At 66.3% G+C, this 23,639-nt stretch carries 17 protein-coding genes; 8 read left to right on the plus strand and 9 right to left on the minus strand.

What is annotated here, in order from left to right; all coding sequences use genetic code 11:
• The first annotated feature begins 7 nt into the window (after positions 1-7).
• The 4 genes from ACZLIB_RS17870 (at position 8) to otsA (ending at position 6,668) form a co-directional block, all read left to right on the plus strand.
• On the plus strand, positions 8-2,443 hold the full coding sequence (locus tag ACZLIB_RS17870; RefSeq protein ID WP_478468295.1) for a TonB-dependent receptor plug domain-containing protein: 2,436 nt from the start codon (positions 8-10) through the stop codon (positions 2,441-2,443).
• Between the two features lie 284 nt (positions 2,444-2,727).
• Positions 2,728-3,486 (plus strand): trehalose-phosphatase, encoded by a 759-nt coding sequence (otsB, locus tag ACZLIB_RS17875; RefSeq protein WP_032128814.1) that lies wholly within the window; start codon positions 2,728-2,730, stop codon positions 3,484-3,486.
• Positions 3,487-3,525: 39 nt separating this feature from the next.
• Complete coding sequence (locus ACZLIB_RS17880) at positions 3,526-5,307, plus strand: glycoside hydrolase family 15 protein (protein ID WP_049398205.1); 1,782 nt, start codon at positions 3,526-3,528, stop codon at positions 5,305-5,307.
• Entirely contained in the window at positions 5,304-6,668 is a 1,365-nt protein-coding gene (otsA, locus tag ACZLIB_RS17885) for an alpha,alpha-trehalose-phosphate synthase (UDP-forming) (RefSeq protein WP_478468297.1), read from the plus strand. Before ACZLIB_RS17880 ends, otsA begins: the two co-directional genes overlap by 4 nt.
• A 125-nt stretch (positions 6,669-6,793) precedes the next feature.
• On the opposite strand, the gene ACZLIB_RS17890 is transcribed toward otsA, so the two are convergent.
• The 4 genes from ACZLIB_RS17890 to rluD are packed head-to-tail and all read right to left on the minus strand — an operon-like array spanning position 6,794 to position 9,492.
• Positions 6,794-7,231, minus strand: a complete 438-nt coding sequence (locus ACZLIB_RS17890) for a thiol-disulfide oxidoreductase DCC family protein (RefSeq protein WP_423175301.1) — start codon at positions 7,229-7,231, stop codon at positions 6,794-6,796.
• Positions 7,206-7,712, minus strand: a complete 507-nt coding sequence (locus ACZLIB_RS17895) for a DUF4166 domain-containing protein (protein WP_478469942.1) — start codon at positions 7,710-7,712, stop codon at positions 7,206-7,208. Before ACZLIB_RS17895 ends, ACZLIB_RS17890 begins: the two co-directional genes overlap by 26 nt.
• Positions 7,713-7,732: 20 nt before the next feature.
• On the minus strand, positions 7,733-8,503 hold the full coding sequence (gene pgeF / locus ACZLIB_RS17900; RefSeq protein WP_049398202.1) for a peptidoglycan editing factor PgeF: 771 nt from the start codon (positions 8,501-8,503) through the stop codon (positions 7,733-7,735).
• A complete protein-coding gene (gene rluD, locus ACZLIB_RS17905; protein ID WP_080291790.1) occupies positions 8,503-9,492 on the minus strand; it encodes a 23S rRNA pseudouridine(1911/1915/1917) synthase RluD in 990 nt (329 codons plus the stop codon). The genes pgeF and rluD overlap by 1 nt, the downstream gene beginning before the upstream one ends.
• Positions 9,493-9,605: 113 nt before the next feature.
• On the opposite strand from rluD, the gene ACZLIB_RS17910 reads away from it, so the two are divergent.
• Together ACZLIB_RS17910 and ACZLIB_RS17915 are read left to right on the plus strand one after the other, a co-directional pair.
• On the plus strand, positions 9,606-10,493 hold the full coding sequence (locus ACZLIB_RS17910) for an outer membrane protein assembly factor BamD (protein WP_029379759.1): 888 nt from the start codon (positions 9,606-9,608) through the stop codon (positions 10,491-10,493).
• 190 nt (positions 10,494-10,683) lie between these two features.
• Positions 10,684-11,886 carry a lipase family protein gene (locus ACZLIB_RS17915; RefSeq protein ID WP_478468299.1) on the plus strand — a complete coding sequence of 401 codons (1,203 nt, stop codon included), beginning with the start codon at positions 10,684-10,686 and terminating at the stop codon, positions 11,884-11,886.
• A 767-nt stretch (positions 11,887-12,653) separates the two neighbouring features.
• Here the strand turns inward: ACZLIB_RS17915 and ACZLIB_RS17920 are convergent.
• The 3 genes from ACZLIB_RS17920 to sucC all read right to left on the minus strand — a co-directional run bounded on the left by ACZLIB_RS17920 (position 12,654) and on the right by sucC (position 16,577).
• Positions 12,654-14,288, minus strand: a complete 1,635-nt coding sequence (locus ACZLIB_RS17920; protein WP_182266598.1) for an NAD+ synthase — start codon at positions 14,286-14,288, stop codon at positions 12,654-12,656.
• A gap of 223 nt (positions 14,289-14,511) precedes the next feature.
• Positions 14,512-15,387, minus strand: a complete 876-nt coding sequence (sucD, locus tag ACZLIB_RS17925) for a succinate--CoA ligase subunit alpha (RefSeq protein ID WP_005410793.1) — start codon at positions 15,385-15,387, stop codon at positions 14,512-14,514.
• A gap of 20 nt (positions 15,388-15,407) precedes the next feature.
• A complete protein-coding gene (sucC, locus tag ACZLIB_RS17930) occupies positions 15,408-16,577 on the minus strand; it encodes an ADP-forming succinate--CoA ligase subunit beta (protein ID WP_004154430.1) in 1,170 nt (389 codons plus the stop codon).
• 405 nt (positions 16,578-16,982) lie between these two features.
• On the opposite strand from sucC, the gene ACZLIB_RS17935 reads away from it, so the two are divergent.
• Complete coding sequence (locus ACZLIB_RS17935; protein ID WP_032128821.1) at positions 16,983-18,596, plus strand: sensor histidine kinase; 1,614 nt, start codon at positions 16,983-16,985, stop codon at positions 18,594-18,596.
• Between the two features lie 60 nt (positions 18,597-18,656).
• Positions 18,657-20,030 carry a sigma-54-dependent transcriptional regulator gene (locus ACZLIB_RS17940; protein ID WP_032128822.1) on the plus strand — a complete coding sequence of 458 codons (1,374 nt, stop codon included), beginning with the start codon at positions 18,657-18,659 and terminating at the stop codon, positions 20,028-20,030.
• 525 nt (positions 20,031-20,555) lie between these two features.
• Here ACZLIB_RS17940 and pilB read toward each other — a convergent pair.
• Together pilB and ACZLIB_RS17950 are read right to left on the minus strand one after the other, a co-directional pair.
• The gene (pilB, locus tag ACZLIB_RS17945; RefSeq protein WP_478468301.1) at positions 20,556-22,283 is read right to left on the minus strand and encodes a type IV-A pilus assembly ATPase PilB; all 1,728 of its coding nucleotides are present in this window, start codon (positions 22,281-22,283) and stop codon (positions 20,556-20,558) included.
• A 112-nt stretch (positions 22,284-22,395) separates the two neighbouring features.
• The gene (locus ACZLIB_RS17950) at positions 22,396-23,586 is read right to left on the minus strand and encodes an isoprenylcysteine carboxylmethyltransferase family protein (protein ID WP_478468302.1); all 1,191 of its coding nucleotides are present in this window, start codon (positions 23,584-23,586) and stop codon (positions 22,396-22,398) included.
• Positions 23,587-23,639 lie beyond the last annotated feature (53 nt).

A 23,639-nucleotide genomic window follows, 5' to 3' on the forward strand; every position in this document is an offset into this window, starting at 1 on the left:
AGCCCCCATGTCCATCCGCCTGCCCGCGTCGCCGCTCGGCCTCGCCATCGCCCTCGCGCTTTCCTCCACCGCCGTCCCGGCTCTAGCCCAGGACGCCACCAACCTGGACACGGTGATCGTCACCGGCACACGCGCGGCCGACCGCACCGTGCTCGAATCCACCTCGCCGGTGGATGTGCTCACCGCCGAGGACATCCGCAAGGCCGGCGTGGTCAACGGTGAGCTGGGCAGTGCGCTGCAGGCCCTGCTGCCGTCGTTCAACTTCCCGCGCCAGTCCAACTCCGGCGGCGCCGACCACGTGCGCGCCGCACAGCTGCGTGGCCTGTCGCCGGACCAGGTGCTGGTGCTGGTCAATGGCAAGCGCCGCCACCACACCGCGCTGGTCAACACCGACAGCAAGATCGGCAAGGGCACCACGCCGGTCGACTTCAATTCGATCCCGGTCAGCGCGATCAAGCGCATCGAAGTGCTGCGCGACGGCGCCGGTGCGCTGTACGGCTCGGACGCCGTGGCCGGCGTGATCAACGTGATCCTCGACAACGGCGGTGACGGCGGCGAGATCGAGGCCAGCTACGGTGCCAACCACACCGACCTCAAGCCGATCGGCCGCACCCTCACCGACGGCCAGACCGGCAACATCAGCGCCAAGGTCGGCACCTCGCTGGGCGAGGACGGCGGCTTCCTGCGTGTCGGCCTGGAGTACAAGCACCGCAACGGCACCAACCGCGCCGGCTTCGACCAGATTCCGCCGTGGGACCAGACGCCGGACAACCTGGCGCTGCAGGGCAAGCGCAACTACGTGCTGGGCGATGGCAAGAGCAAGGACATCAACCTGTGGCTGAACACCGAGATCCCGGTGGGCCAGACCTCGACGTTCTACGCATTCGGTACCTTCAACCAGCGTGATACCGAAGGTGCGAACTACTTCCGCTACCCCGATGGCGATGCCAACTGGAAGCAGGTCTATCCGAACGGTTACCGGCCGATCTCCGAAGGCGAGAACCGCGACGTGCAGGCCGTGGCCGGCGTGCGCGGCCAGTGGGGTGAATGGAGCTACGACGGCAGCCTGGATTACGGCCAGAACGACTTCACCTACCGCCTGCGTGATTCGCTCAACGCGTCGCTGGGCCCAACCAGCCCGACCCGCTTCAAGACCGCCGACTACGAATACGCACAGACCGTGGGCAACCTCGACCTGAGTCGTGTGTTCACCCAGAGCGACAGCATCAGCCACACCCTGGGCCTGGGCGTGGAAGCGCGCCATGAGCGCTACCAGACCCGCCCGGGTGACCCGGCCAGCTACGCCGCCGGCCCCTACACCGATCGCCCGACCGGCTCGCAGGCCGGTGGCGGCCTGACCCCGCAGGATGCAGCGCGCCTGTCGCGCGACGTGGCCAGCGCCTACGCCAGCCTGTCCAGCCAGTTCGGCGAGAAGTTTTCCTCCGATCTGGCCGCACGCTACGAGCACAACGACGATTTCGGCGGTGAACTGACCGGCAAGCTCGGCCTGCGCTATGAATTCACCCCGGCGTTCGCGCTGCGCGGTGCCATTTCCAACAATTTCCGCGCGCCGTCGCTGGCGCAGATCGGCTACGAATCCACCTCCACCGGCTACAACGCCGGCGGACAGCTGGTGCAGGGCCGCCTGCTGTCGGTCAACAATCCGATCGCACGCGGCCTGGGTGCGCAGAACCTGAAGCCGGAAAAATCGATCAACACCTCGCTGGGCTTCACCAGCCGCATCGGTGAGCACTTCGACCTGTCGCTGGACTTCTTCCAGATCGACATCGATGACCGCATCGCGCTGTCGGAGAGCATCACCGGCGATGCGCTGACCGACTACGTGGCGGCCAACTACGGCGTCAGCGGCCTGCAGAGCGCCAGTTTCTTCGTCAACGCCGCCGACACCCGCACCCTCGGCGCCGAACTGGTGAGCAACTGGCGCCAGTCGCTGGGCGATGGCCAGCTGCTGTTGACCGGCACCTATGCGTACACGAAGACCACGCTGAAGAACGTGCTGGCCACGCCGGCACAGCTGCGTGCACTGAATCCGGACTACGTGCTGTTCGGCATCGAAGAGACCAACACGCTCACCGATGCTACGCCGCGTACGCGTGGCAGTTTCTCGGCCGCATGGAGCAACGACCACTGGTCGCTGAGCACCCGCGTGAACCGCTACGGCAGCGCCACCCGCGTGTTCAACTTCGGTGACGGCTATATCCCGCGCCAGACCTACCAGGCCGAGTGGCAGCTGGATGCGGAAGTGGAGTACCGCATCACCCCGCAATGGAGCGTGGCCATCGGCGGCCAGAACCTGACCGACAACTACCCGGATCGATCCAACAGCGATATCCACTACTTCGGCAACCTGCCGTACGACGTGCTGTCGCCGATCGGCAGCAATGGCGCGTATTACTACGGCCGCGTCCGCTATACGTTCTGATTGCATTGGACCAATGACTCCCGGTGGGTGCGGACCGTTGGTCCGCACGGCCTGGATTCCATGCAAGCTTCCCCTTCGTGCCGACCAACGGTCGGCACCCACCGGAGTGATCGCGCTGGGTGGGTGCGGACCGTTGGTCCGCACGACACGGTAGTGCCGGCCGCTGGCCGGCAACCTCAGGGTGCATCCAGGGACCATGACGGTGCCGGCCAGCGGCCGGCACTACCAGATCCGTAGCCTGCCCTCGACCCCACGTACACGCCCGCGCTGGCAAGCTGGGCGTCATGGCTGAACCGCTCCCCCTGCGTCCGCCACCGCCATTGCTGGATGACGCCTGCGCGTTGTTCCTCGATGTCGACGGCACCCTGATCGAATTCGCTGCACGCCCGGATGCCGTGCAGTTGCTGCCGGATGTGCGTGAAGCCATCGGCCGCATCAGCGACCGCCTGGAAGGTGCCGTGGCACTGGTCAGTGGCCGCCCGCTTGAGCAGCTGGATCAACTGTTCGCTCCCCTGAAATTGCCCGCCGCCGGCCTGCATGGCCACGAACTGCGCGGCGAAGACGGTCGCGTCCTGCGCGACGAACACGACGACGACACCGCCGAGTGGCTGCACGCGCTGCACCAGCAGGCGATGCGCTTCGCCCATGGCCATCCCGGCGTGCTGGTGGAAGACAAGGGCGTCGGCCTGGCGCTGCATTGGCGCGGTGCGCCGCACGCGGCAAGTGATGTGCGCGCCTTCGCCGACCGCCATGTGCGTGGCCGTGCCAGCTACCGCCTGCAGCCCGGCGACCATGTGGTCGAATTCGTTCCCGTCGGCACCGACAAGGGCCGTGCCGTGCGGCGGATGATGCAGTACCTGCCGTTCCGCGGCCGCCTGCCGGTGTTCCTCGGCGATGACCTGACCGATGAGTTCGGCTTCGACGCCGCCAATGGCCAGCATGGCTGGAGCGTACTGGTGGGCGAACGGGAACCCAGCAAAGCCGTGTTCGCGCTGCCCGACATACGCAGCGTGCACGCCTGGCTGCGTGAGAATGCCTATTGACCCGGCCACCCCACGGCCGCAACCGAGATGTACCGCGTGATGACCCAACCCGATCTTGATCTGGGCGTGGTCGGCAACGGCAGCTTCGGCGCCCTGGTCGACAAACGTGCCCGCGTTGTCTGGAGCTGCCTGCCCACCTTCGACGGCGACCCCACCTTCTGTGCCCTGCTCGGCCCCAACCAGCAGACGGGTGGCGACTTCGCCATCGAGCTGGAGGACTTCGCGAGCAGCGAGCAGGAATACCTGACCAACACCGCGATCCTGCGTACCGTGCTGCGCGACGCGCACGGTGGTGAACTGGAAATCCTTGATTTCGCCCCGCGCTGGCGCCAGAACGACCGTTTCTACCGGCCGGTCAGCCTGATCCGCCAGGTACGACCACTGGCCGGCAGCCCACGCATCACCGTGCACGCACGGCCACTGGCCGACTGGGGCGCACGCGTGCCCGAGTCCACCTGGGGCAGCAACCACGTGCGCTGGATCCTGCCCGAACACGTGCTGCGGCTGACCACCGACGTGCCGGTGCGCTTCATCCGCGATGGCCTGCCGTTCGTGCTCAACCATCCCATCCACCTGATCCTGGGCGTGGATGAATCGCTCAACCGCTCGATCAGTGGCTATGTGCAGGAAGCCTTCCAGCGCACCCGCGACTACTGGCGCGAATGGGTGCGCTACCTGTCCATTCCACTGGAATGGCAGGACGCGGTGATCCGCAGTGCGATCACCCTGAAGCTGTGCCAGTACGAGGACAGCGGCGCGATCATCGCGGCGATGACCACCTCCATTCCGGAAGCGCCCGGCAGCGTGCGCAACTGGGACTACCGTTACTGCTGGCTGCGTGATGCCGCGTTCGTGGTGCGCGCACTGAACCGCCTCGGCGCAACGCGCACGATGGAACAGTTCCTCGGCTACATCTTCAACCTGGCCACCACCGATGGCACGTTGCAGCCGCTGTATGGCATCGGCTTCGAGGCCAAGCTGGACGAGGACGAAGTACCCAGCCTGTCCGGCTACCGCGGCATGGGCCCGGTGCGGCGCGGCAACCTGGCCTGGGTGCAGCGCCAGCACGATGTCTACGGCAGCGTGGTGCTGGCGTCCACGCAGTTGTTCTTCGACCGCCGCCTGCAGGACCCGGGCGATGCGCACACCTTCGCCCGCCTGGAACCCTTGGGTGAACAGGCGTTCGCCCTGCACGACGTACCCGACGCCGGCCTGTGGGAATTCCGCGGCCGCACCGAGGTGCACACCTACACCAGCGCGATGTGCTGGGCAGCGTGCGATCGCCTGTGCAAGATCGCCGTGCGCCTGAAGCGCGATGACCGCGCCCATTACTGGCGCGAGCGTGCCGACACCATCCATGCGCGCATCATGGCCGAGTCCTGGAGCGAGGAGCTGGGCCACTTCACCGATACCTTTGGTGGCCATCGGCTGGATGCCTCGTTGCTGCTGCTGGCCGACATCGGCTTCATCGACGCGATGGATGCGCGCTTCATCGCCACCGTCGACGCCATCGGGCGCGACCTCAAGCATGGCAACTCGCTGTACCGCTATGTCGCGCCGGATGACTTCGGCGAACCGGAAACCAGCTTCACCATCTGCACCTTCTGGTACATCGATGCGCTGGCGGCGATTGGGCGCATGGACGAAGCACGCGGGATGTTCGAGCTGCTGTTGAAGCAGCGCAACCATCTTGGCCTGCTGTCGGAGGATCTGGCCTTCGACAGCGGCGAGGCCTGGGGCAATTTCCCGCAGACCTATTCGCACGTCGGCCTGATCACCGCCGCGATGCGCCTGTCGCGGTCCTGGCAGGAGGCATCGTGAGTCGTCTGGTGGTGGTTTCAAACCGCGTGGCCGTACCGGGCGAGAACCGCGCCGGTGGGCTGGCGGTGGGCCTGCTGGCCGCGCTGAAGGAACGTGGCGGCATGTGGTTCGGCTGGAGCGGCAAGAGCGTGCGCGACGGCAGCGGCACGCTGCACACACAGAAGGACGGTGACATCGAATTCGTCACCCTCGACCTGAGCAAGCGCGAGGTCGATGGCTACTACAACGGTTTCGCCAATCGCACCCTCTGGCCGTTGCTGCACTTCCGCCTGGATCTGGTCGACTACGACCGGGGCACCCGCGAGACCTACCATAAGGTCAACGCGCTGTTCGCCGACAAGCTCGCGCCGCTGCTGCGCGAGGACGACATCGTCTGGATCCACGACTACCACCTGATCCCGCTTGGTGCGCTGCTGCGCGAGCGTGGCATCGGCTGCCGCATCGGCTTCTTCCTGCACATCCCGATGCCGTCGGCCGACCTGCTGCAGGCCATGCCCGACCACCTTCGGTTGTTCTCCGCGCTGTACGCCTACGATCTGGTCGGCTTCCAGACCCAGCGCGACGCCGATCGCTTCCAGACCTACCTGCGCCTGTTCGGCGGCGGCCGCGTGCTCGACAACGGCGAGCTGGAAGCACCGGGCGGGCGCCGCTTCCGTGCGGCGGCGTTCCCGATCGGCATCGACACCGAGCTGATCGCGCGACAGGCCGGCACCGCCGCCGCCAAGGCCGCTGTGAAGAACCTGCGCAACAGCCTGCGTGACCGCCAGCTGGCGATCGGCGTGGATCGCCTGGACTATTCCAAGGGCCTGCCCGAACGCTTCCTCGGCTTCGAGCGCTATCTGGAGCGCCATCCGGATCAGCGCGGCTCGCTGACCTACCTGCAGATCGCCCCGGTCTCGCGAGGCGATGTCACCGAGTACCGGCAGCTGCGCAGCCAGCTGGAGCAGATCGCCGGCCACATCAACGGTGGGCACGCCGAACCGGACTGGACGCCGCTGCGCTACGTCAACCAGAACTTCACCCATGCCACGCTGACCGGCTTCTACCGGGCGGCGGCAGTGGGCCTGGTCACGCCGCTGCGCGATGGCATGAACCTGGTAGCCAAGGAGTACGTAGCGTCGCAGGACCCGGAAGACCCCGGCGTGCTGGTGCTGTCGCTGCTGGCCGGCGCCGCCGACGAACTCAAGCAGGCGCTGCTGGTGAACCCGCATGATCTGGACGGCGTGGCCGACGCCATCGCCACCGCGGCAACGATGTCGCTGCGCAGGCGCAAGGAACGCTGGCACGCGATGATGGAGCACCTGCGCACCTACGACATCAACCACTGGCGCCGCAGCTATCTGGACGCGCTGGAAGGCTGACGAGGCCGCGCCTGTAGCGTCGAGCCTGCTCGACTGGCTCTTGTAGAGTCGAGCCATGCTCGACTGCTATCGGCAGGGAAAAAAACCCCAGTCGAGCATGGCTCGACTCTACAGAAGGCCGGCGATCAATCCAGGAACCGCGCGGCCTGCTCCGGTGCGGGCAGGTAACAGGCGTCATGCCGCCCGAACCAGCGGTAGCGGTTGCGGGCCAGCGCGCGGTACGCCGCATCACGCCAGCCGCGCGGCACCGTCCGCAGCACGCCGGTCAGGCGCCAGACGCCACCCAGCCCAGCCAGTACGCGCAGGATCGCATCGGTATCGGTCCAGGCGCCCTGTGCGTCCAGCAGCAGGAACGACATCGGGTCCTGCGGGTCCAGCCCATGCGCGCGCAACATCGCGCTGCCCTGCGCGCCCTGCATCGCCGCAAAGCGGTAGCGCCCCTTGCGATCGAAACGCAGCAGGAAGCGCACCCAGCGGTTGCACAGCGCGCATACGCCATCGAAAACGATCACCGCGCTGCCGGCCTCGGCGGCGGAATCACTGCGGTTCGAGCCAGCCTTCATAGCGGATCAGGGCTCCGGCCCAGGGCAAGGTCACATCGACCAGGAAAGTGTAACGCTCACCCTGCCAGGCTTCGCGGCAACGCACACCACCAAACCAGCGCCTCGGCAGCGGCAGCAGCCCGAACGCCCAGACCCGCCGCACCGACCAGTCGATGCCACCGTCGCGGGCCTGCAGATCAAATTCGAAGCGCACCGCGCCCAGCTGCTCGCGCAGGTATCCCTCGTGTACCCACAGCCGCGACACCATCGGCCAGCGACCGAATCGTCGTGCCCATTGCTCGCCCTGCCCGTGGGCACTGAACGCCACTTCGGTGGGCAGCGCGTCGCCGTCCTTCGGCAACTGCGCCAACGCGGCCAGCAGCGGCACCAGCCAGTGCCGCCCTCTCACGATGCGCGCCTGCCCCACGTAGCGGCAAGGCAACGGCGCGGCATGCAGCGCCTGCACCGGCGCGGCCAGGGTGGCGAAGGCCGGCCCCAGCACGCGCGCGAACAACGGCGTGGTCAGGGCGCGATCCAGGCCAGGGTCGCCATGCGCCCGGTGCGACGGTCGCGCCGGTGCGAATACAGGTCGGGATCGGCCATCGTCGACACCGTGCCGCCATACACCTGCGCCGGGTCCATGCCCGCCGCCTGCAGGCGCTGACGTGCCAGGGCGAACAGGTCCACCTTCCAGTGCCCCGGGCGTGTCGCCACAAACGCCGCCTCAGCCGCCGGATCATGGCCGACGAAGGCGTGGAAGACCTCTTCGCCGATCTCGTAGTCGGCCGGCCCGGCCGCCGGGCCCAGCCACGCGCGAAGCTGCGCGGGCGGGGTCTGCATGGCGGCCACGGTGGCCTCCAGCATGCCGTCGGCCAGCCCGCGCCATCCAGCGTGAGCGGCGCCCACCTCGCTACCGTCGGCAGCGGCGAACACCACCGGCAGGCAGTCGGCGGTCAGGATCGCCAGCACCACGCCGGGCACCGAGGTCACCGCAGCGTCGGCCACCGGTTCGCTTGCGCCTGGCACCGGCGGCGTTGTGAAGCGCAGCACGGTACTGCTGTGCACCTGGCGCAGCCAGTGCGGTGCCGAGGGCAGCGCCAGCCCCTGCTGCAGCAGCTGGCGGTTGTGCTCCACGTTGGCCGGGGTATCACCATCGGCCGCGTGCCGGTTGCCCAGGTTGAACTGCGCGAACGGCGCCGGCGAAATGCCCGCACCGTGCCGACGCGTGGTCAGCGCATGGACGCCCGGAGGCGCCGGCCAGTCCGCCTGCAGCAAAGGCAACGCGGCGGCCATCACCAGCGGTCCCGCTCGCGTGCGGCGAAAGCTTCGCTGTCTTCGCGCAGCACCTTCATCAGGTGCAGCATGTCGTCCGGCACCGGCGCGGTGTTGCGCACCGGCTCACCGGTGATCGGGTGCGTGAACTCCAGGGTCTCGGCGTGCAGGGCCTGGCGCTTGAAGCCGCGCAGCGCGGCTACCAGCTCATCGCTGGCGCCCTTGGGCAGCTTCAACGCACCGCCGTACAGCGGGTCACCGATGATCGGATGGCGCACATGCGCCATGTGCACGCGGATCTGATGGGTACGGCCGGTTTCCAGGCGGCACTCCAGCGCGGTGTGCGCACGGAAGCGCTCGCGCAGTCGGTAATGGGTGATCGCTTCCTTGCCATCCTCGCGCACGGCCATCTTCAGGCGGTCGCGTGGGTGGCGGTCGATCGGGGCATCGGCGGTACCGCCGGCCACCAGCGCACCCATCACGATGGCCAGGTACTGGCGGTGCACGTCGCGCGCGGCCAGCTGCTCGACCAGTGCGGTCTGCGCTTCCAGGGTCTTGGCCACCACCATCACGCCGCTGGTGTCCTTGTCCAGGCGGTGCACGATGCCGGCGCGCGGCAGCACCGCCACCGAGGGGTCGCGGAACAGCAGGGCGTTGACCAGGGTGCCGCTGTGGTTGCCCGCACCCGGGTGCACCACCAGGCCGACCGGCTTGTTGATCACCAGCAGGTGCTCGTCCTCGAACAGCACGTCCAGCGGGATGTCCTCCGGCTGGGCGTCGGTCTGGGTCTCGAGCACCACGTTGAGGGTCACGAGTTCGCCGCCGCGCAGCGGATCGCGCGGGCGCACCTGGGCGCCGTCCAGCAGCACCTCACCGGCCTTGATCCACTCGGTCAGGCGCGAACGCGAGTATTCGGGGAACAGTTCGGCCACCACGGCGTCGAAACGACGGCCGGCAGCGGTGTCGGGGACGATGGCCTGGCGGGCCGATTCAGAGGGTTGTTCAGACATGGCAGGGGGCATTCTTTGAAATTTTGGGGTCCCGGCGGCCGGTTTCAGTCGCTGGACAGGACACTAGGCTATCATCGACCCTTCGTATTCCAGCCGCGTCCCGCCTCGACCCCATGATCCGACGCTCCGCCATGCTCTCCGCGCCCGTCCGCCTCACCGCCCTGCTGCTGGTGCTGGTCATCGCCGCCACCGGCTGCCACCGTGGTGCCAAGAAGGGCGATCGCCCCGATGAAGGGACGCCGGTCGAACAGTTGTACGAGAAGAGCCACAAGCTGATGCAGGGTGGCAACTGGAGCGGCGCCGAAGCCAGCTTCCGCCGCCTGGTGGCCCAGTATCCGTACGGTCCGTACACCGAGCAGGCGATGATCGAGACCGCCTACGCCCAGTACAAGGCCGGCAAGCACGATGACGCGGTGTCCAGCATCGACCGCTTCATCCGTACCTACCCGACCCATCGCAACATCGCGTACCTGTACTACCTGCGCGGCCTGGCCAACTCCAACCGCAGTACGGTTTTCCTGCGCCGCGTATGGTCGCTGGATGCCAGCCGTCGCGACCTGTCCACGCCGCACCAGGCGTATTCGGACTTCAACATCGTGGTGGACCGCTACCCGAACAGCCGCTACGCCGCCGATGCGCGCCAGCGCATGCTGGAGCTGCGTGACGTGTTCGCCCAGCATGAGCTGGACAACGCCCTGTACTACATGCGCCGCGGCGCCTGGGTCTCGGCCGCCGGCCGCGCCAACTACCTGCTGGAAACCTACCCGCAGAGCGCGTTCCAGTACGACGCCGTGGCTGTGCTGGCCGATTCCTACACCCACCTGGGCAACAAGACCCTGGCCGACGATGCCCGCCGCGTCCTGCAGCTGAACCAGCCGGACCACCCGTGGCTGGAAGGCAAGTGGCCGAAGTACCCGTGGATGATCCGCAAGCTGAACCCGTTCGCCGGCGAGAAATCCGCCAGCACCGGCCAGCGCAACGCGCGACTGGAAAAGAAGTAAGAGAGGGCCCCGAAAGGGGCCTTTTCTTTGTCGGTAGATCCACGCCATGCGTGGATGGTTCGTACGCCCATGGACCACGACACTAGGAATTCTACGAATTCCCGGCGGATGCGACGCCGGTCGCATCCCGCTCCGGCGACGCCCTCCATACTGCGGCGCAACGGCCATCCCGGCCGTGAAGGAGCGCCCCATGACCCTACCGCCCCGCCGTTTCCGCCCCCTCGCCTGCCTCCTTGCCACCGCCCTGCTGGCGCTGTCCTCGGGCCCCCTGGCTGCCGCACCGGGTGCACCGGGTGATCTGCTGTCTGCTGCCCCCTATCGGGCGTCATGGGTGCCGTCCAAGGCTGCGCAGGCCTACAAGCTCCACTACCGCACCCCGGATCTTCGCGGCCAGCTGGCCGAAGGCACCGGCCTGCTGTACCTGCCCGCCGGCGCGGCTCCAGCGGGCGGCTGGCCGGTGGTGTCCTGGGCACATGGCACCCAGGGCATCGCCGATCGCTGCGCGCCCTCGGTGTCCGGCCCCTACCAACCCGAACGCGACGGGCGCTTCCTCGATCAGTTCCTGGCCCAGGGCTATGCGGTGGTCGCCGCGGACTACCAGGGGCTCGGCAGCCCCGGCGAGCATGCCTATCTGCACGTCCGCACGGCCGCGCGCAATGCCATCGACCTGGTCAAGGCCAGCCGCCAGTATCTGGGCAACGCAGCGCTGTCGCCGCGCTGGGTCTCTGTTGGTCATTCACAGGGTGGCGCTGCAGCCCTCACAGCCGGGCATCTGGCGCCCACCTATGGTGGTCCTTCCCTGCACTACCGTGGCAGCTTCACCACCGGCACGCCTACCGCAGTCGAGCTGACCGCGCTGGTGATGAAGCCCGACAACCGCACCGCCAATCCTGGCGCGCTCAACGCGTATCACGCGTATCTGCTTGATGGCCTGCTGCAGGTCGCGCCGCAGATCGACCGCGTCCTCAGCGACACCGGCCGCGCCCGCGTGGCAGTGGCACGCGAGCAGTGCCTGGGCGAACTGGCCGCCACGCTGGACGGTGCGGATACCGGCAGCATGTTCACTGCACCGCTGACCAGCGTGCCGGGCATCTGGGCGGTGCTGTACGACTATCTCGGCGTACCGCGCCGCGGCTTCAGCCAACCGCTGATGCTGGGCCACGGCAGCGAGGACCGCGATGTGCCCTATCTGACCACCCTGCTGTATGCCGCAGGCCTGGCCCTGCGAGGCGAGCCGGTCGCGTTCCGGCGTTACCCGGTCGACCACCGCGGCACGCTGGATGCGGCGGCGGCGGATGGCCTGGCGTTTGTGCGGGCACGGCTGGGGGACGGACGCTTCAACGACGCTGCGGAAACTGCCAGCCTCGAACAGCTGCTTGAGGACGCCCAGTAGATCCACGCCATGCGTGGATGCGCGGTATACGGGTTGCCGGCCAGCGGCCGGCACTACCGAACGCAGTAGAGCCACGCCATGCGTGGATACGCGGTATGCGGGTTGCCGGCCAGCGGCCGCCACTACCGAACGGAGTAGATCCACGCCATGCGTGGATGCGCGGTATACGGGTTGCCGGCCAGCGGCCGGCACTACCGGACGCAGTAGAGCCATGCCATGCGTGGGTACGCGGTGTACGGGGTTGCCGGCCAGCGGCCGGCACTACCGAACGCAGTAGATCCACGCCATGCGTGGATGCGCGGTATACGGGTTGCCGGCCAGCGGCCGGCACTACCGGACGCAGTAGAGCCACGCCATGCGTGGATGCGCGGTATACGGGTTGCCGGCCAGCGGCCGGCACTACCGGACGCAGTAGAGCCACGCCATGCGTGGATGCGCGGTATGCGGGGTTGCCGGCCAGCGGCCGGCACTACCGAACGCAGTAGAGCCACGCCATGCGTGGATGCGCGGTATGCGGGGTTGCCGGCCAGCGGCCGGCACTACCGGACGCAGTAGAGCCATGCCATGCGTGGATACGCGGTATGCGGGGTTGCCGGCCAGCGGCCGGCACTACCGGACGCAGTAGAGCCACGCCATGCGTGGATGCGCGGTATACGGGTTGCCGGCCAGCGGCCGGCACTACCGAACGCAGTAGAGCCACGCCATGCGTGGATGCGCGGTATGCGGGGTTGCCGGCCAGCGGCCGGCACTACCCGCCAACCGCAGCTTCAGCCCTTGTAGCCGTTGCTGATCGGGTAACGACGCTCGCGGCCAAATGCCCGGCGCGAGACCTTCGGCCCCGGCGCGGCCTGGTGCCGCTTCCACTCGCTGATGCGCACCAGGCGCAGCACCCGGTCGACCACGGCCGCGTCGTAGCCGGCCGCAACGATCTCCGTGCGCGACTGCTCCTGGTCGATGTAGCGGTACAGGATGCCGTCCAGCACGTCATAGGCCGGCAGCGAATCCTGGTCCAGCTGGTTCTCGCGCAGCTCGGCCGACGGCGGGCGGCTGATCACGGCCGGCGGGATCACCGGCGCGCCGCCCACGGTGTTGCGCCACTTCGACAGCCCGAACACTTCGGTCTTGTACAGGTCCTTCAGCGGCGCATAGCCACCGCACATGTCGCCGTAGATGGTGGCGTAACCCACCGCGTATTCGCTTTTGTTGCCGGTGGTCAGCAGCAGGCCACCGAACTTGTTGGCCAGCGCCATCAGGATCACGCCACGGCTGCGCGACTGCAGGTTCTCTTCGGTCACGTCCGGCGCAGTGCCTTCGAACATCGGCGCCAGCGATTCCATCAGGCCCTTGAACGCCGGCTCGATCGATACTGCCTCCAGCTTCACGCCCAATGCCTGGCACTGTTCGGCGGCCAGGTCGTTGGACAGGCCCGCGGTATAGCGCGACGGCAACCGCACCGCGGTGACGTTTTCCGCGCCCATCGCGTCCACGGCCATGGCCAGCACCAGCGCCGAATCGATGCCGCCGGACAGGCCCAGCCACACCTTCTTGAAGCCGTTCTTGCGGCAGTAGTCCTGGATGCCACGGGTCACTGCGCGCCAGGCCAGCGCGTCCATGCTCTCGTCGCCATCGTCCATCCACACGTGCGGCATGAAGCGGCGGGTTTCACCCTCGTACTCCACCACCAGCCACTGGTCGACGAAGGCGGCGGCGGCCGGGTGCACGGTACCGTCGCCATCGGCCACCACCGAGGCGCCGTCGAACACCAGCGCGTCCTGGCCACCGACCACGTTGAGGTAGGCGATCGCCGCCCCGCTCTCACGGGTGCGTGCGGCCAGCACCGCATCGCGCTGGGCATGCTTGCCACGCTCGTAGGGCGAGGCATTCGGCACCACCACCAGCTGCGCACCGGCGCGCACGGTGTCGGCCAGCGGCTCGGCGAACCACAGGTCCTCGCAGATCAGCAGGCCGACCGGAATGCCGTTGACCTCGAACACGCAGCTGCCGCCATCCGGATCGACATCGAAGTAGCGGCGCTCGTCGAACACCGCGTAGTTGGGCAGCTCGCGCTTGCGGTAGGTCTGCTCGACCAGGCCGTCACGCAGCACGCTGGCGGCGTTGTAGACCACCGCACCGGCCGCCTGCGGCCAACCAACCACGGCGGTGATGCCACGGCAGGCAGCAGCGATGCGGGCCATCGCCTGCTCGCACTCGTACAGGAAGCCCGGGCGCAGCAGCAGGTCTTCCGGCGGATAACCACTCACCGCCAGCTCGGGGAACATCACCAGCTCGGCGCCGTACTCGTCGCGCGCCTGGCCGATCATCTCGATGATGCGCTCGGTGTTGCCGGCGACATCGCCGACCGGGAAGTCGAACTGCGCCATCGCGATGCGGATCGAAGCCATGGGAATCCAGCCTGTGGTTGCAATGTGCCCATTGTAGCGCTGCGCCATGCGCGCGCCGGGCGCGCTCACTGCGTGGACAGCCCCGGCTCAGTAGATCCACGCCATGCGTGGATGGGCTTTCCTGGATGGCTGGGCACCAGACGCAGAAAGGCCGCCCGGAGGCGGCCTTTCTGTTTGAAGCAAGAGCGTCAGTCGAGCATGGCTCGACTCTACACAAGCGGTCTTATTTCACCAGCTTGGCGATGGCAGCGCCCAGGTCGCCCGGCGAGCGGACGGTGACAACACCGGCAGCTTCCATGGCGGCGAACTTGCCTTCGGCAGTGCCCTTGCCGCCCGAGGCGATCGCACCGGCGTGGCCCATGCGCTTGCCGGCCGGAGCCGACGCACCGGCGATGAAACCGACGACCGGCTTCTTCACGTGGTTCTTGATGTACTCGGCGCCGGCTTCTTCAGCGTCACCGCCGATTTCGCCAACCATGATGATGCCTTCGGTCTGCGGGTCTTCGTTGAACAGCTTCAGGCAGTCGACGAAGTTCAGGCCGTTGATCGGGTCACCACCGATGCCGATGCAGGTGGACTGGCCCAGGCCGACTTCAGTGGTCTGCTTGACCGCTTCATAGGTCAGGGTGCCCGAACGCGACACGATGCCGATCTTGCCCGGCTGGTGGATGTGGCCCGGCATGATGCCGATCTTGCACTCACCCGGGGTGATGACGCCCGGGCAGTTCGGCCCGATCAGCACGGTGTCCGGATGCGAACGGGTCAGCACGTTCTTGACGCGCAGCATGTCCAGCACCGGGATGCCTTCGGTGATGCAGACGATGACCTTGATGCCGGCAGCAGCGGCTTCCAGGATCGCGTCGGCCGCGTACGGCGGCGGCACGTAGATGACCGAAGCGTTGGCGCCGGTGCTCTGCACGGCGTCGGCAACGGTGTTGAAGACCGGCAGGTCGATATGGGTGGTGCCACCCTTGCCCGGGGTCACGCCGCCAACAACCTGGGTGCCGTACTCGATCATCTGAGTGGCGTGGAAGGTGCCCTGCTGGCCGGTGAAGCCCTGCACGATCACCTTGGTGTTCTTGTTAATCAAAACAGACATGGGAATTCCTTGGTGTCGAATCAGGCAGCGTTCTTGACAGCTTCAACGATCTTCTTGGCGCCATCGTTGATGTTGTCAGCCGGGATGATGGCCATGCCGCTGTCACGCAGCAGCTGCTTGCCTTCTTCCACGTTGGTGCCTTCCAGGCGCACCACGACCGGAACCTTGACGCCCACTTCCTTCACGGCGGCGATGATGCCTTCGGCAATCATGTCGCAGCGGACGATGCCGCCGAAGATGTTGACGAAGATGCCTTCAACCTTGTCCGAGGACAGGATCAGCTTGAAGGCTTCGATGACGCGCTGCTTGTTGGCACCGCCGCCCACGTCCAGGAAGTTCGCCGGCTCGCCGCCGTTGAGCTTGATGACGTCCATGGTGGCCATGGCCAGGCCTGCGCCGTTGACCATGCAGCCGATGTTGCCGTCCATGGTGACGTAGTTGATGTCCAGCTCCGAAGCGATCACTTCGGTCGGATCTTCCTGGGTCTTGTCGCGCATGGCGACCAGGGCCTTCTGGCGGAACGCGGCGTTGTCGTCGCTGTCGAACTTGCCGTCCAGCGCGTACAGGTTGCCGTCGTCCAGGATGGCCAGCGGGTTGATTTCAACCAGGGCCAGGTCCTTTTCGTTGAACAGGCGGTACAGGTTCACCATGATGCTGGCGAACTGGCCGGCCTGCTTGGCGGTCAGGCCCAGCTTGAAGCCGAAATCACGGCCGTGGTAACCCTGCACGCCTTCGACGAAGTCGACGTTCAGCGAGTGGATCAGCTCCGGGGTTTCAGCGGCGACCTGCTCGATCTCCACGCCGCCTTCCGAAGAGGCGATGTAGGTGATGGTCTTGGTGCCACGGTCGACCAGCACCGACAGGTACAGTTCCTTGACGATCTCGCCGGCGGTGGTCACCAGCACCAGGTTGACCGGCAGTTCAACGCCAGCGGTCTGGTAGGTGGCCATCTTGGTGCCGAGCATCTTGGCCGCAGCGGCCTTCACGTCGTCGGTGGTCTTGCAGAACTTGACGCCGCCAGCCTTGCCGCGGCCGCCAGCGTGGATCTGCGCCTTGACCATCCAGGGGCCCTGGCCCAGGGAGTTGGCAGCGGCAACCGCTTCGTCCGGGGTCGCAGCGACCTTGCCGGCCGGGACCGGGATGCCGTACTCGGCAAGCAGTTGTTTTGACTGGTATTCGTGGAAATTCATGCGTCACCGTGGGAATAGGAACGACCGCACGCAATTCCTCAGGGCCCCGGCGGGGCGCCGGCATGGACCGCGGCGGGCCCACTATTGTGGCCGAGCCAGCGCCGGGGCGCAAAGAAGTCTGTACAAAACGCCACACCCGGCCAGATTTTCACCGCCATTCAGGCAGTTGCGCCCGGGCCGGCGTTGGCCACCGGTATCCACGGCAGGCCAAATGCGCGATCCGGGCGGCTCCGGCGGCGTCCTGCCGGGGGCCCTATACTGGTCAACCAAGGTGTGTAGTGTCGGGCTTGCCCGGCGGCTTCCACCGCGGGCCATATAGAAGCGACGAACCCGCCCGGCTTCAGGGGATGCCAGGCAGGGCCGCCGCAGATTCCAGACCCAGGCAGCCAGAAGGGGAGTTCCGGCGTGTCACCCAGTGCTTCATTGATCGACCGCATCGAATCGATTCCGCGGCGTGAGCTGTACTTCTTCGCGCTGTACCGGGTGCTGATCGCCGCGGTCATCGCCGGCCTGCTCTACAGCCCCCTGTCCGGCATGGTCGGCGAGGCCCATCACCCGCGTCTGGCCGATACCGTCGCGGCGATCTATCTGCTGCTGTCGCTGCTGGCCCTGGCGATCGGCCGCAACGAACGCTGGCTGCGCCCGATCGTGGTCAGCAGCGTGCTGGTGGACATCATCGCCGCCACCCTGCTGGCGCATGCCCTGCCCGGTGCCAGCGCCGGCATTTCGATGTCGCTGCTGTTCAACATCGCCGCTGCCGCCACCCTGCTGCCGCTGAGCTGGGGCCTGGGCCTGGCGGTTGCTGCCAGCCTGGCCACCGGCATCGAATACCTCTGGAAGGTGCTCGAAGGCGGTGATCCCACCCGCACGCTGGCCGAGCTGGCCATGTTCGCCACCAGCTACCTGGCGCTGGCCTTCATCAGCTACCAGGTGGGCAACCGCGCGCGCCGCAACCAGCAGCTGGCCAACCAGCGCGGCGACGAAGTGGCCAACCTGTTCCAGATCAACGAACTGATCATCCGCCGCATGCGCACCGGCGTGCTGGTGGTGGACGCCGACAACCGCATCACCCTGGCCAATGAAGCGGCCTCGATGCTGCTCGGCGACAACGACGGCATCGGTGAGACGGGACGCCTGGATCTGGCCAGTGCCGCGCCGGAACTGGCGCGCCGCCTGCAGCGCTGGCGCAACGGCTGGGCGCAGGACGAACTGCCGCTGCAGCTCAACCCCGACCAGCCGGAAGTGCAACCGCGCTTCGCCCGCCTGCTGGCCGGCAGCGAACTGGCGCTGGTATTCCTGGACGACTCCAGCGTGGTCTCGCGGCGCGCCGAATCGCTCACCCTGTCGGCGATGGGCCGCTTCTCGGCCAGCCTCGCCCACGAGATCCGCAATCCGCTGGCGGCGATCAACTACGCCGTGCAGCTGCTGGAGGAAGGCACCGGTTTCAACGAAAGCGACCGCCGCCTGCTGCAGATCATCCGCCAGCAATGCCAGCGCACCAACGGCATCGTCGAGAGCGTGCTGGGGCTGGCACGGCGCGAGCGCGCCACACCCGAGAACGTCGACCTGGTCGCCTTCGTGCGCCGCTTCGTGCTGGAGTACAAGCAGGGCCAGACGCTGGAAACCGACAGCATCGAACCGATCATCAGCGACACGGCGGTGATGGCGCAGGTCGACAGCAAACACCTGTACCAGGTGCTCACCGTGCTGGTTCACAACGCACTGAAATACGGCCGCATCGGCCAGCAACCGGCGCGCGTGCGCCTGCGCGTGGCGCAGCACGAGCGCAGCGCGGTGATCGACGTGATGGACCGTGGCCCCGGCATTCCCGAGAGCGTTGCCGCACAGCTGTTCCGCCCGTTCTTCACTACCTCCGAGCACGGCACCGGGCTGGGCCTGTATATCGCCCGCGAGTTGTGCCGCGCCAACCAGGCACGGCTCGACTACATCCCGGTGCCGGCAGGAGGCTCGTGCTTCCGCCTGGTGCTGCCCGGCCCGCACACGCTGTTGCCCACCTGATTCCAAATCTGTGCGTCAAACATTTGTCGCTTCCAGCCCCCTCGTTTATCTTTCACGCCCATGAACGAAACCCGCAGCGCCCTCGTCGTCGACGATGAACGCGACATCCGCGAACTGCTGGTACTGACCCTCGGCCGCATGGGGCTGCGCATCAGTACTGCCGCCAACCTGGCCGAAGCGCGCGAGCTGCTGGCCAGCAACCCGTACGACCTGTGCATCACCGACATGCGCCTTCCGGATGGCAACGGCATCGAGCTGGTCAGCGAGATCGCCCAGCACTACCCGCGCACACCGGTGGCGATGATCACCGCATTCGGCAGCATGGACCTGGCCGTGGAAGCGCTGAAGGCCGGCGCCTTCGACTTCGTCAGCAAGCCGGTGGACATCTCGGTGCTGCGCGGCCTGGTCAAGCACGCGCTGGAACTCAACAACACCGAACGCCCTGCGCCCGGCCCCGCCACCGAACAGGCTGCACGCCTGCTCGGCGCTTCGCCGGCCATGGACGTTCTGCGCACCACCATCGGCAAGGTCGCGCGCAGCCAGGCGCCTGTCTACATCCTCGGTGAATCGGGCGTGGGCAAGGAACTGGTCGCGCGCACCATCCACGCCCAGGGCGCGCGTGCGGCTGGTCCGTTCGTGCCGGTCAACTGCGGTGCCATTCCCGGCGAGCTGATGGAGAGCGAGTTCTTCGGCCATCGCAAAGGCAGCTTCAGCGGCGCCCATGCCGACAAGCCGGGCCTCTTCCAGGCTGCACACGGCGGCACCCTGTTCCTGGACGAAGTGGCCGAGCTGCCGCTGCAGATGCAGGTGAAGCTGTTGCGTGCCATCCAGGAAAAGTCGGTGCGTGCGGTCGGTGCGGCCAACGAAGAACCGGTGGACGTGCGCATTCTCTCGGCCACGCACCGTGACCTGGCCGAACTGGTCGAGGACGGGCGCTTCCGCCACGACCTGTACTACCGCATCAACGTGATTGAACTGAAGGTGCCGCCGCTGCGCGAGCGCCGCCAGGACCTGCCGGAACTGGCTGCCGCCGTGCTGGCGCGGCTGGCCCGAAGCCACGGCCGTGCCACACCGCTGCTGGCGCCGTCCGCGCTGGAAGCGCTGGCCCACTACGCGTTCCCGGGCAACGTGCGCGAGCTGGAGAACATTCTGGAGCGCGCGCTGGCACTGGCCGAAGAAGACCGCATTGGTGCCGACGACCTGCGCCTGCCGCAGCACGCCCCGCGTGCGCCCGGCGGCGCAGCACCCGCAGAAGCCGTGGCAGACCTGCAGCCGGGCGGTGCCGCCCTGCCCTCGTACATCGAGCAGCTGGAGCGCAGCGCCATCCAGCGCGCGCTGGAAGAGAACCGCTGGAACAAGACCCGCACGGCTGCGCAGCTGGGGATTACCTTCCGCGCGCTGCGCTACAAGCTGAAGAAGCTGGGGATGGAGTAAGGGCCGAACGGCCCTGGTAGGCGCCAACCTAGGTTGGCGTGCGCCACCGCACCATCCACGCATGGCGTGGATCTACCCACCAACGCGGTAGTGCCGGCCGCTGGCCGGCAACCTTATGCATCGCGGCATCCACGCATGGCGTGGCTCTACCCACCAACGTGGTAGTGCCGGCCGCTGGCCGGCAACCTCATGCATCGCGTCATCCACGCATGGCGTGGATACACCCACCAAACGCGGTAGTGCCGGCCGCTGGCCGGCAACCTCATGCATCGCGGCATCCACGCATGGCGTGGATCCACCCACCAACGTGGTAGTGCCGGCCGCTGGCCGGCAACCTCATGCATCGCGCCATCCACGCATGGCGTGGATCTACCCACCAACGCGGTAGTGCCGGCCGCTGGCCGGCAACCCCCATGCATCGCGTCATCCACGCATGGCGTGGATACACCCACCAAACGCGGTAGTGCCGGCCGCTGGCCGGCAACCCCCATGCATCGCGTCATCCACGCATGGCGTGGATTTACCTCAATCCTTGGTAACGCGATTGATCTCGGCCAGGCTGGTCACACCCGCTGCCGCCTTCTTCAACGCCGACTGCCGCAGGTCATTCACCCCGATCTGCTGCGCCGCCTCGGCAATCTGCAGTGCGTTGCCACCGGCCAGCACGATCGTGGCGATCTCATCGGTCATCGGCATCACCTGGTAGATACCGGTTCGGCCCTTGTAGCCCTCGGTGCACTCATCGCAGCCCACCGCCTCGTACAACTGGATGCCCGCATCCAGCTGCGCCTGGGTGAAGCCCTCGGCCAGCAGCGCGTGCTCCGGCAGGTTGGCCGGTCGCTTGCAGTTGCCGCACAACCGGCGTGCCAGGCGCTGGGCGATCACCAGCGTCACCGAGCTGGTGATGTTGTATGGCGCGATGCCCATGTTCATCAGACGCGCGATGGTCTGCGGCGCATCGTTGGTATGCAGCGTGGACAGCACCATGTGGCCGGTCTGCGCCGCCTTGATCGCAATCTCGGCCGTCTCCAGGTCGCGGATTTCGCCGACCATGATGATGTCCGGATCCTGTCGCAGGAACGAGCGCAGCGCTGCAGCGAAGGTCATGCCGCGCTTGTTGTTCTGCTGCACCTGGTTGACGCCGGGCAAGCGGATTTCCACCGGGTCTTCGGCGGTGGAGATGTTGCGCGTCTCATCGTTGAGGATGCCCAGCGCGGTATACAGCGACACCGTCTTGCCGGAGCCGGTTGGGCCGGTCACCAGCACCATGCCGTACGGCTTGTGGATGGCGTCGTGGAACAGCTTCTGCTGGTCCGGCTCGTAGCCCAGCTTGTCGATGCCCAGCTTGGCCGCGCTGCCATCCAGGATACGCAGCACCACCTTTTCACCGAACAGGGTCGGCAGCGTACTGACGCGGAAGTCGATCTGCTTGGTCTTGGACAGGTTCAGCTTGATGCGCCCGTCCTGCGGCACGCGCTTCTCGGCGATGTCCAGCTGCGCCATCACCTTCAGGCGCGCGGCGATGCGCTGGTTCAACTTCACCGGCGCGCGCGCCACCATCTTCAGCAGGCCGTCGATGCGCAGGCGCACGCGGTAGTCGTCTTCGTAGGGTTCGAAGTGGATGTCCGATGCACCCTTGCGGATCGCATCGACCAGCACCTTGTTGACGAACTTCACCACCGGAGTGTCGTCACCCTTGGCGTCGATGCCGGAGTCGCTGCCCGCGTTGTCTTCGTCGCCCAGTCCAACGTCGAGGTTGGCCATGCCCTCGTCGTCGCCGCCCAGCGCATCGCCGATGGTGTCGTGGCTGGCGTGCCACTGCTCCAGCGTGCGGCGGATCTGGTCTTCATCCACCAGGATCGGCTCCACCACCAGATTGGTGTGGAACTTGATCTCGTCCAGTGCATGGGTTGGGTTGCTGGTACCCACAAACAGCTTGCCACCGCGCTTGAACAGCGGCAGCACGTTGTGTTTGCGCAGCAGTTCCTCGCTGACCAGGCTCATGGCGTTCTGGCTGGCGTCGAAGGTGGACACGTCGAACAGCGGCATGCCGAACTCGACCGCGTTGGCGGCGGCGAGCTGCGAGGCGCTGACCAGCTTGTTCTGCGCGAACCACGTGGGCAGCGGCTGGCGAGCGGCCGTGGCCTTGGCCATGGCGTCGCGGGCGGAGGCCTCGTCCAAGACGCCGTCTTGGACCAAGCGGCGGGCCAGGCCGGTGATGCCGACGAGGTTGGGGGTGGTAGTTGCGTTCATGATCAGGACCTTGGAACAAACAGGGAACGATACCTCGGCATACTCTGCCTCGCCCTTTGCACTGGGAAGGGTCAGGATAGCCACCAGAGGTCGCTAGCCACCAAGCCTTTACTCAGGACTGAGATCGAGTCATTTTCAAGCCACATCGTCGCAGAATTGACGCGATCCCGTTGTCGTCAATCCACTCTGCATAGCGCCTGTAGTCGGCATCCATCAACAAGTGGCGTTCCTCTGTACGAGCACGGACCCAGTAAATTGCATTGACCGCCAGCATAGCCAGACAAGACAACAGAACCCCAACCGCCCCTCCATTTGAGATGAAAGGCACTGAAACAAGCCACCAGGAAAGGTTCTTACATATATAGGCCGGATGCTTGGTCCAGCGATAAGGCCCATGCGTGATGATTCCGCGGTGGGTCAAATTGGAGAAACGGGTCCCAAATACAACGGTGGACCATGTGTAGACAAATGTCAGCAGAAGAATGGAAATCGCCCAAATAGCCGCAAGCGCACTCCCCTCGGAAAGCCAATTCTTCCAATCATTTGCGTTCCGCGCAATCAACCAAGTATCCAGAACCAGCGCACTCAACGGCGGATAGCATGCCAGTGCTGACAACCATCCAAGCACCGTCGAGTCAACCGATCGAATCTCTCCCCCAAGATGCTTAGAGGTTGAAACATATCCGATCACACCGAATGCAGTGTCGATGGCATATAGGGCAATCATTCCCAGGGCATACCAGCGAAGTGATCCTGTGGACGGAAGTGCGTACTCAAGACTCGCTAGCCATGTCCACGACCACGCAAGCATCAAGGGCAAGAAAAAGCACTTTACGCACCACGCCAAGAGAGCATTTCGCTGACACTCATTCGGCCGCCCCCCTTCAAACCACGCTCTGACAGCATCTCCTGCGTCAGGAATCGTCGAGCCCAACAAGCTTGGGCGGAGTAATCCCAATAGAAGCAGGATGCTACCGGCGACGAGCAAGAAGGGCAGAGCCAGTACAACAGCAGCTCCACTATCTCCCCCAAAAATGAACTGCAAAAGCAAAATTGCAACCTGCAAAATCGAAATCGTGAATACCCCCCACAGCGCACTTCTTCGATCATGCATCAGTAGCGCATGCGGCAACCGTCTCCATTCGAGCAGCCACATAGGAATCGCTGCACCCAGAACCAGTAGCAACCACAACGTATAGCTACTGCATTCAAGTGATCTGCCAAGTACAAATCCCAACAACGCGCCCAAAGCCCCCCAGCTTCCGACGCGCGCCCGCACTGCAGACTCGGGACGCATGCTCATAAAGTCCAGCCTCCCCAGAAAACAAAACGGGGGACCGCACTGGCCCCCCGCTT

It is taken from the genome of Stenotrophomonas sp. 220_Sma, assembly GCF_056487375.1.

Coding starts and splice junctions, on each gene's coding strand:
- rluD (WP_080291790.1), bottom strand. CDS start 9,492: ATGTCTGAACAACCCTCTGAATCGGCCCGCCAGGCCATCGTCCCCGAC.
- ACZLIB_RS17915 (WP_478468299.1), top strand. CDS start 10,684: ATGACCCTACCGCCCCGCCGTTTCCGCCCCCTCGCCTGCCTCCTTGCC.
- sucC (WP_004154430.1), bottom strand. CDS start 16,577: ATGAATTTCCACGAATACCAGTCAAAACAACTGCTTGCCGAGTACGGC.
- ACZLIB_RS17880 (WP_049398205.1), top strand. CDS start 3,526: ATGACCCAACCCGATCTTGATCTGGGCGTGGTCGGCAACGGCAGCTTC.
- ACZLIB_RS17910 (WP_029379759.1), top strand. CDS start 9,606: ATGATCCGACGCTCCGCCATGCTCTCCGCGCCCGTCCGCCTCACCGCC.
- ACZLIB_RS17920 (WP_182266598.1), bottom strand. CDS start 14,288: ATGGCTTCGATCCGCATCGCGATGGCGCAGTTCGACTTCCCGGTCGGC.
- ACZLIB_RS17950 (WP_478468302.1), bottom strand. CDS start 23,586: ATGAGCATGCGTCCCGAGTCTGCAGTGCGGGCGCGCGTCGGAAGCTGG.
- ACZLIB_RS17870 (WP_478468295.1), top strand. CDS start 8: ATGTCCATCCGCCTGCCCGCGTCGCCGCTCGGCCTCGCCATCGCCCTC.
- pilB (WP_478468301.1), bottom strand. CDS start 22,283: ATGAACGCAACTACCACCCCCAACCTCGTCGGCATCACCGGCCTGGCC.
- ACZLIB_RS17890 (WP_423175301.1), bottom strand. CDS start 7,231: ATGAAGGCTGGCTCGAACCGCAGTGATTCCGCCGCCGAGGCCGGCAGC.
- ACZLIB_RS17940 (WP_032128822.1), top strand. CDS start 18,657: ATGAACGAAACCCGCAGCGCCCTCGTCGTCGACGATGAACGCGACATC.
- sucD (WP_005410793.1), bottom strand. CDS start 15,387: ATGTCTGTTTTGATTAACAAGAACACCAAGGTGATCGTGCAGGGCTTC.
- otsB (WP_032128814.1), top strand. CDS start 2,728: ATGGCTGAACCGCTCCCCCTGCGTCCGCCACCGCCATTGCTGGATGAC.
- pgeF (WP_049398202.1), bottom strand. CDS start 8,503: ATGGCCGCCGCGTTGCCTTTGCTGCAGGCGGACTGGCCGGCGCCTCCG.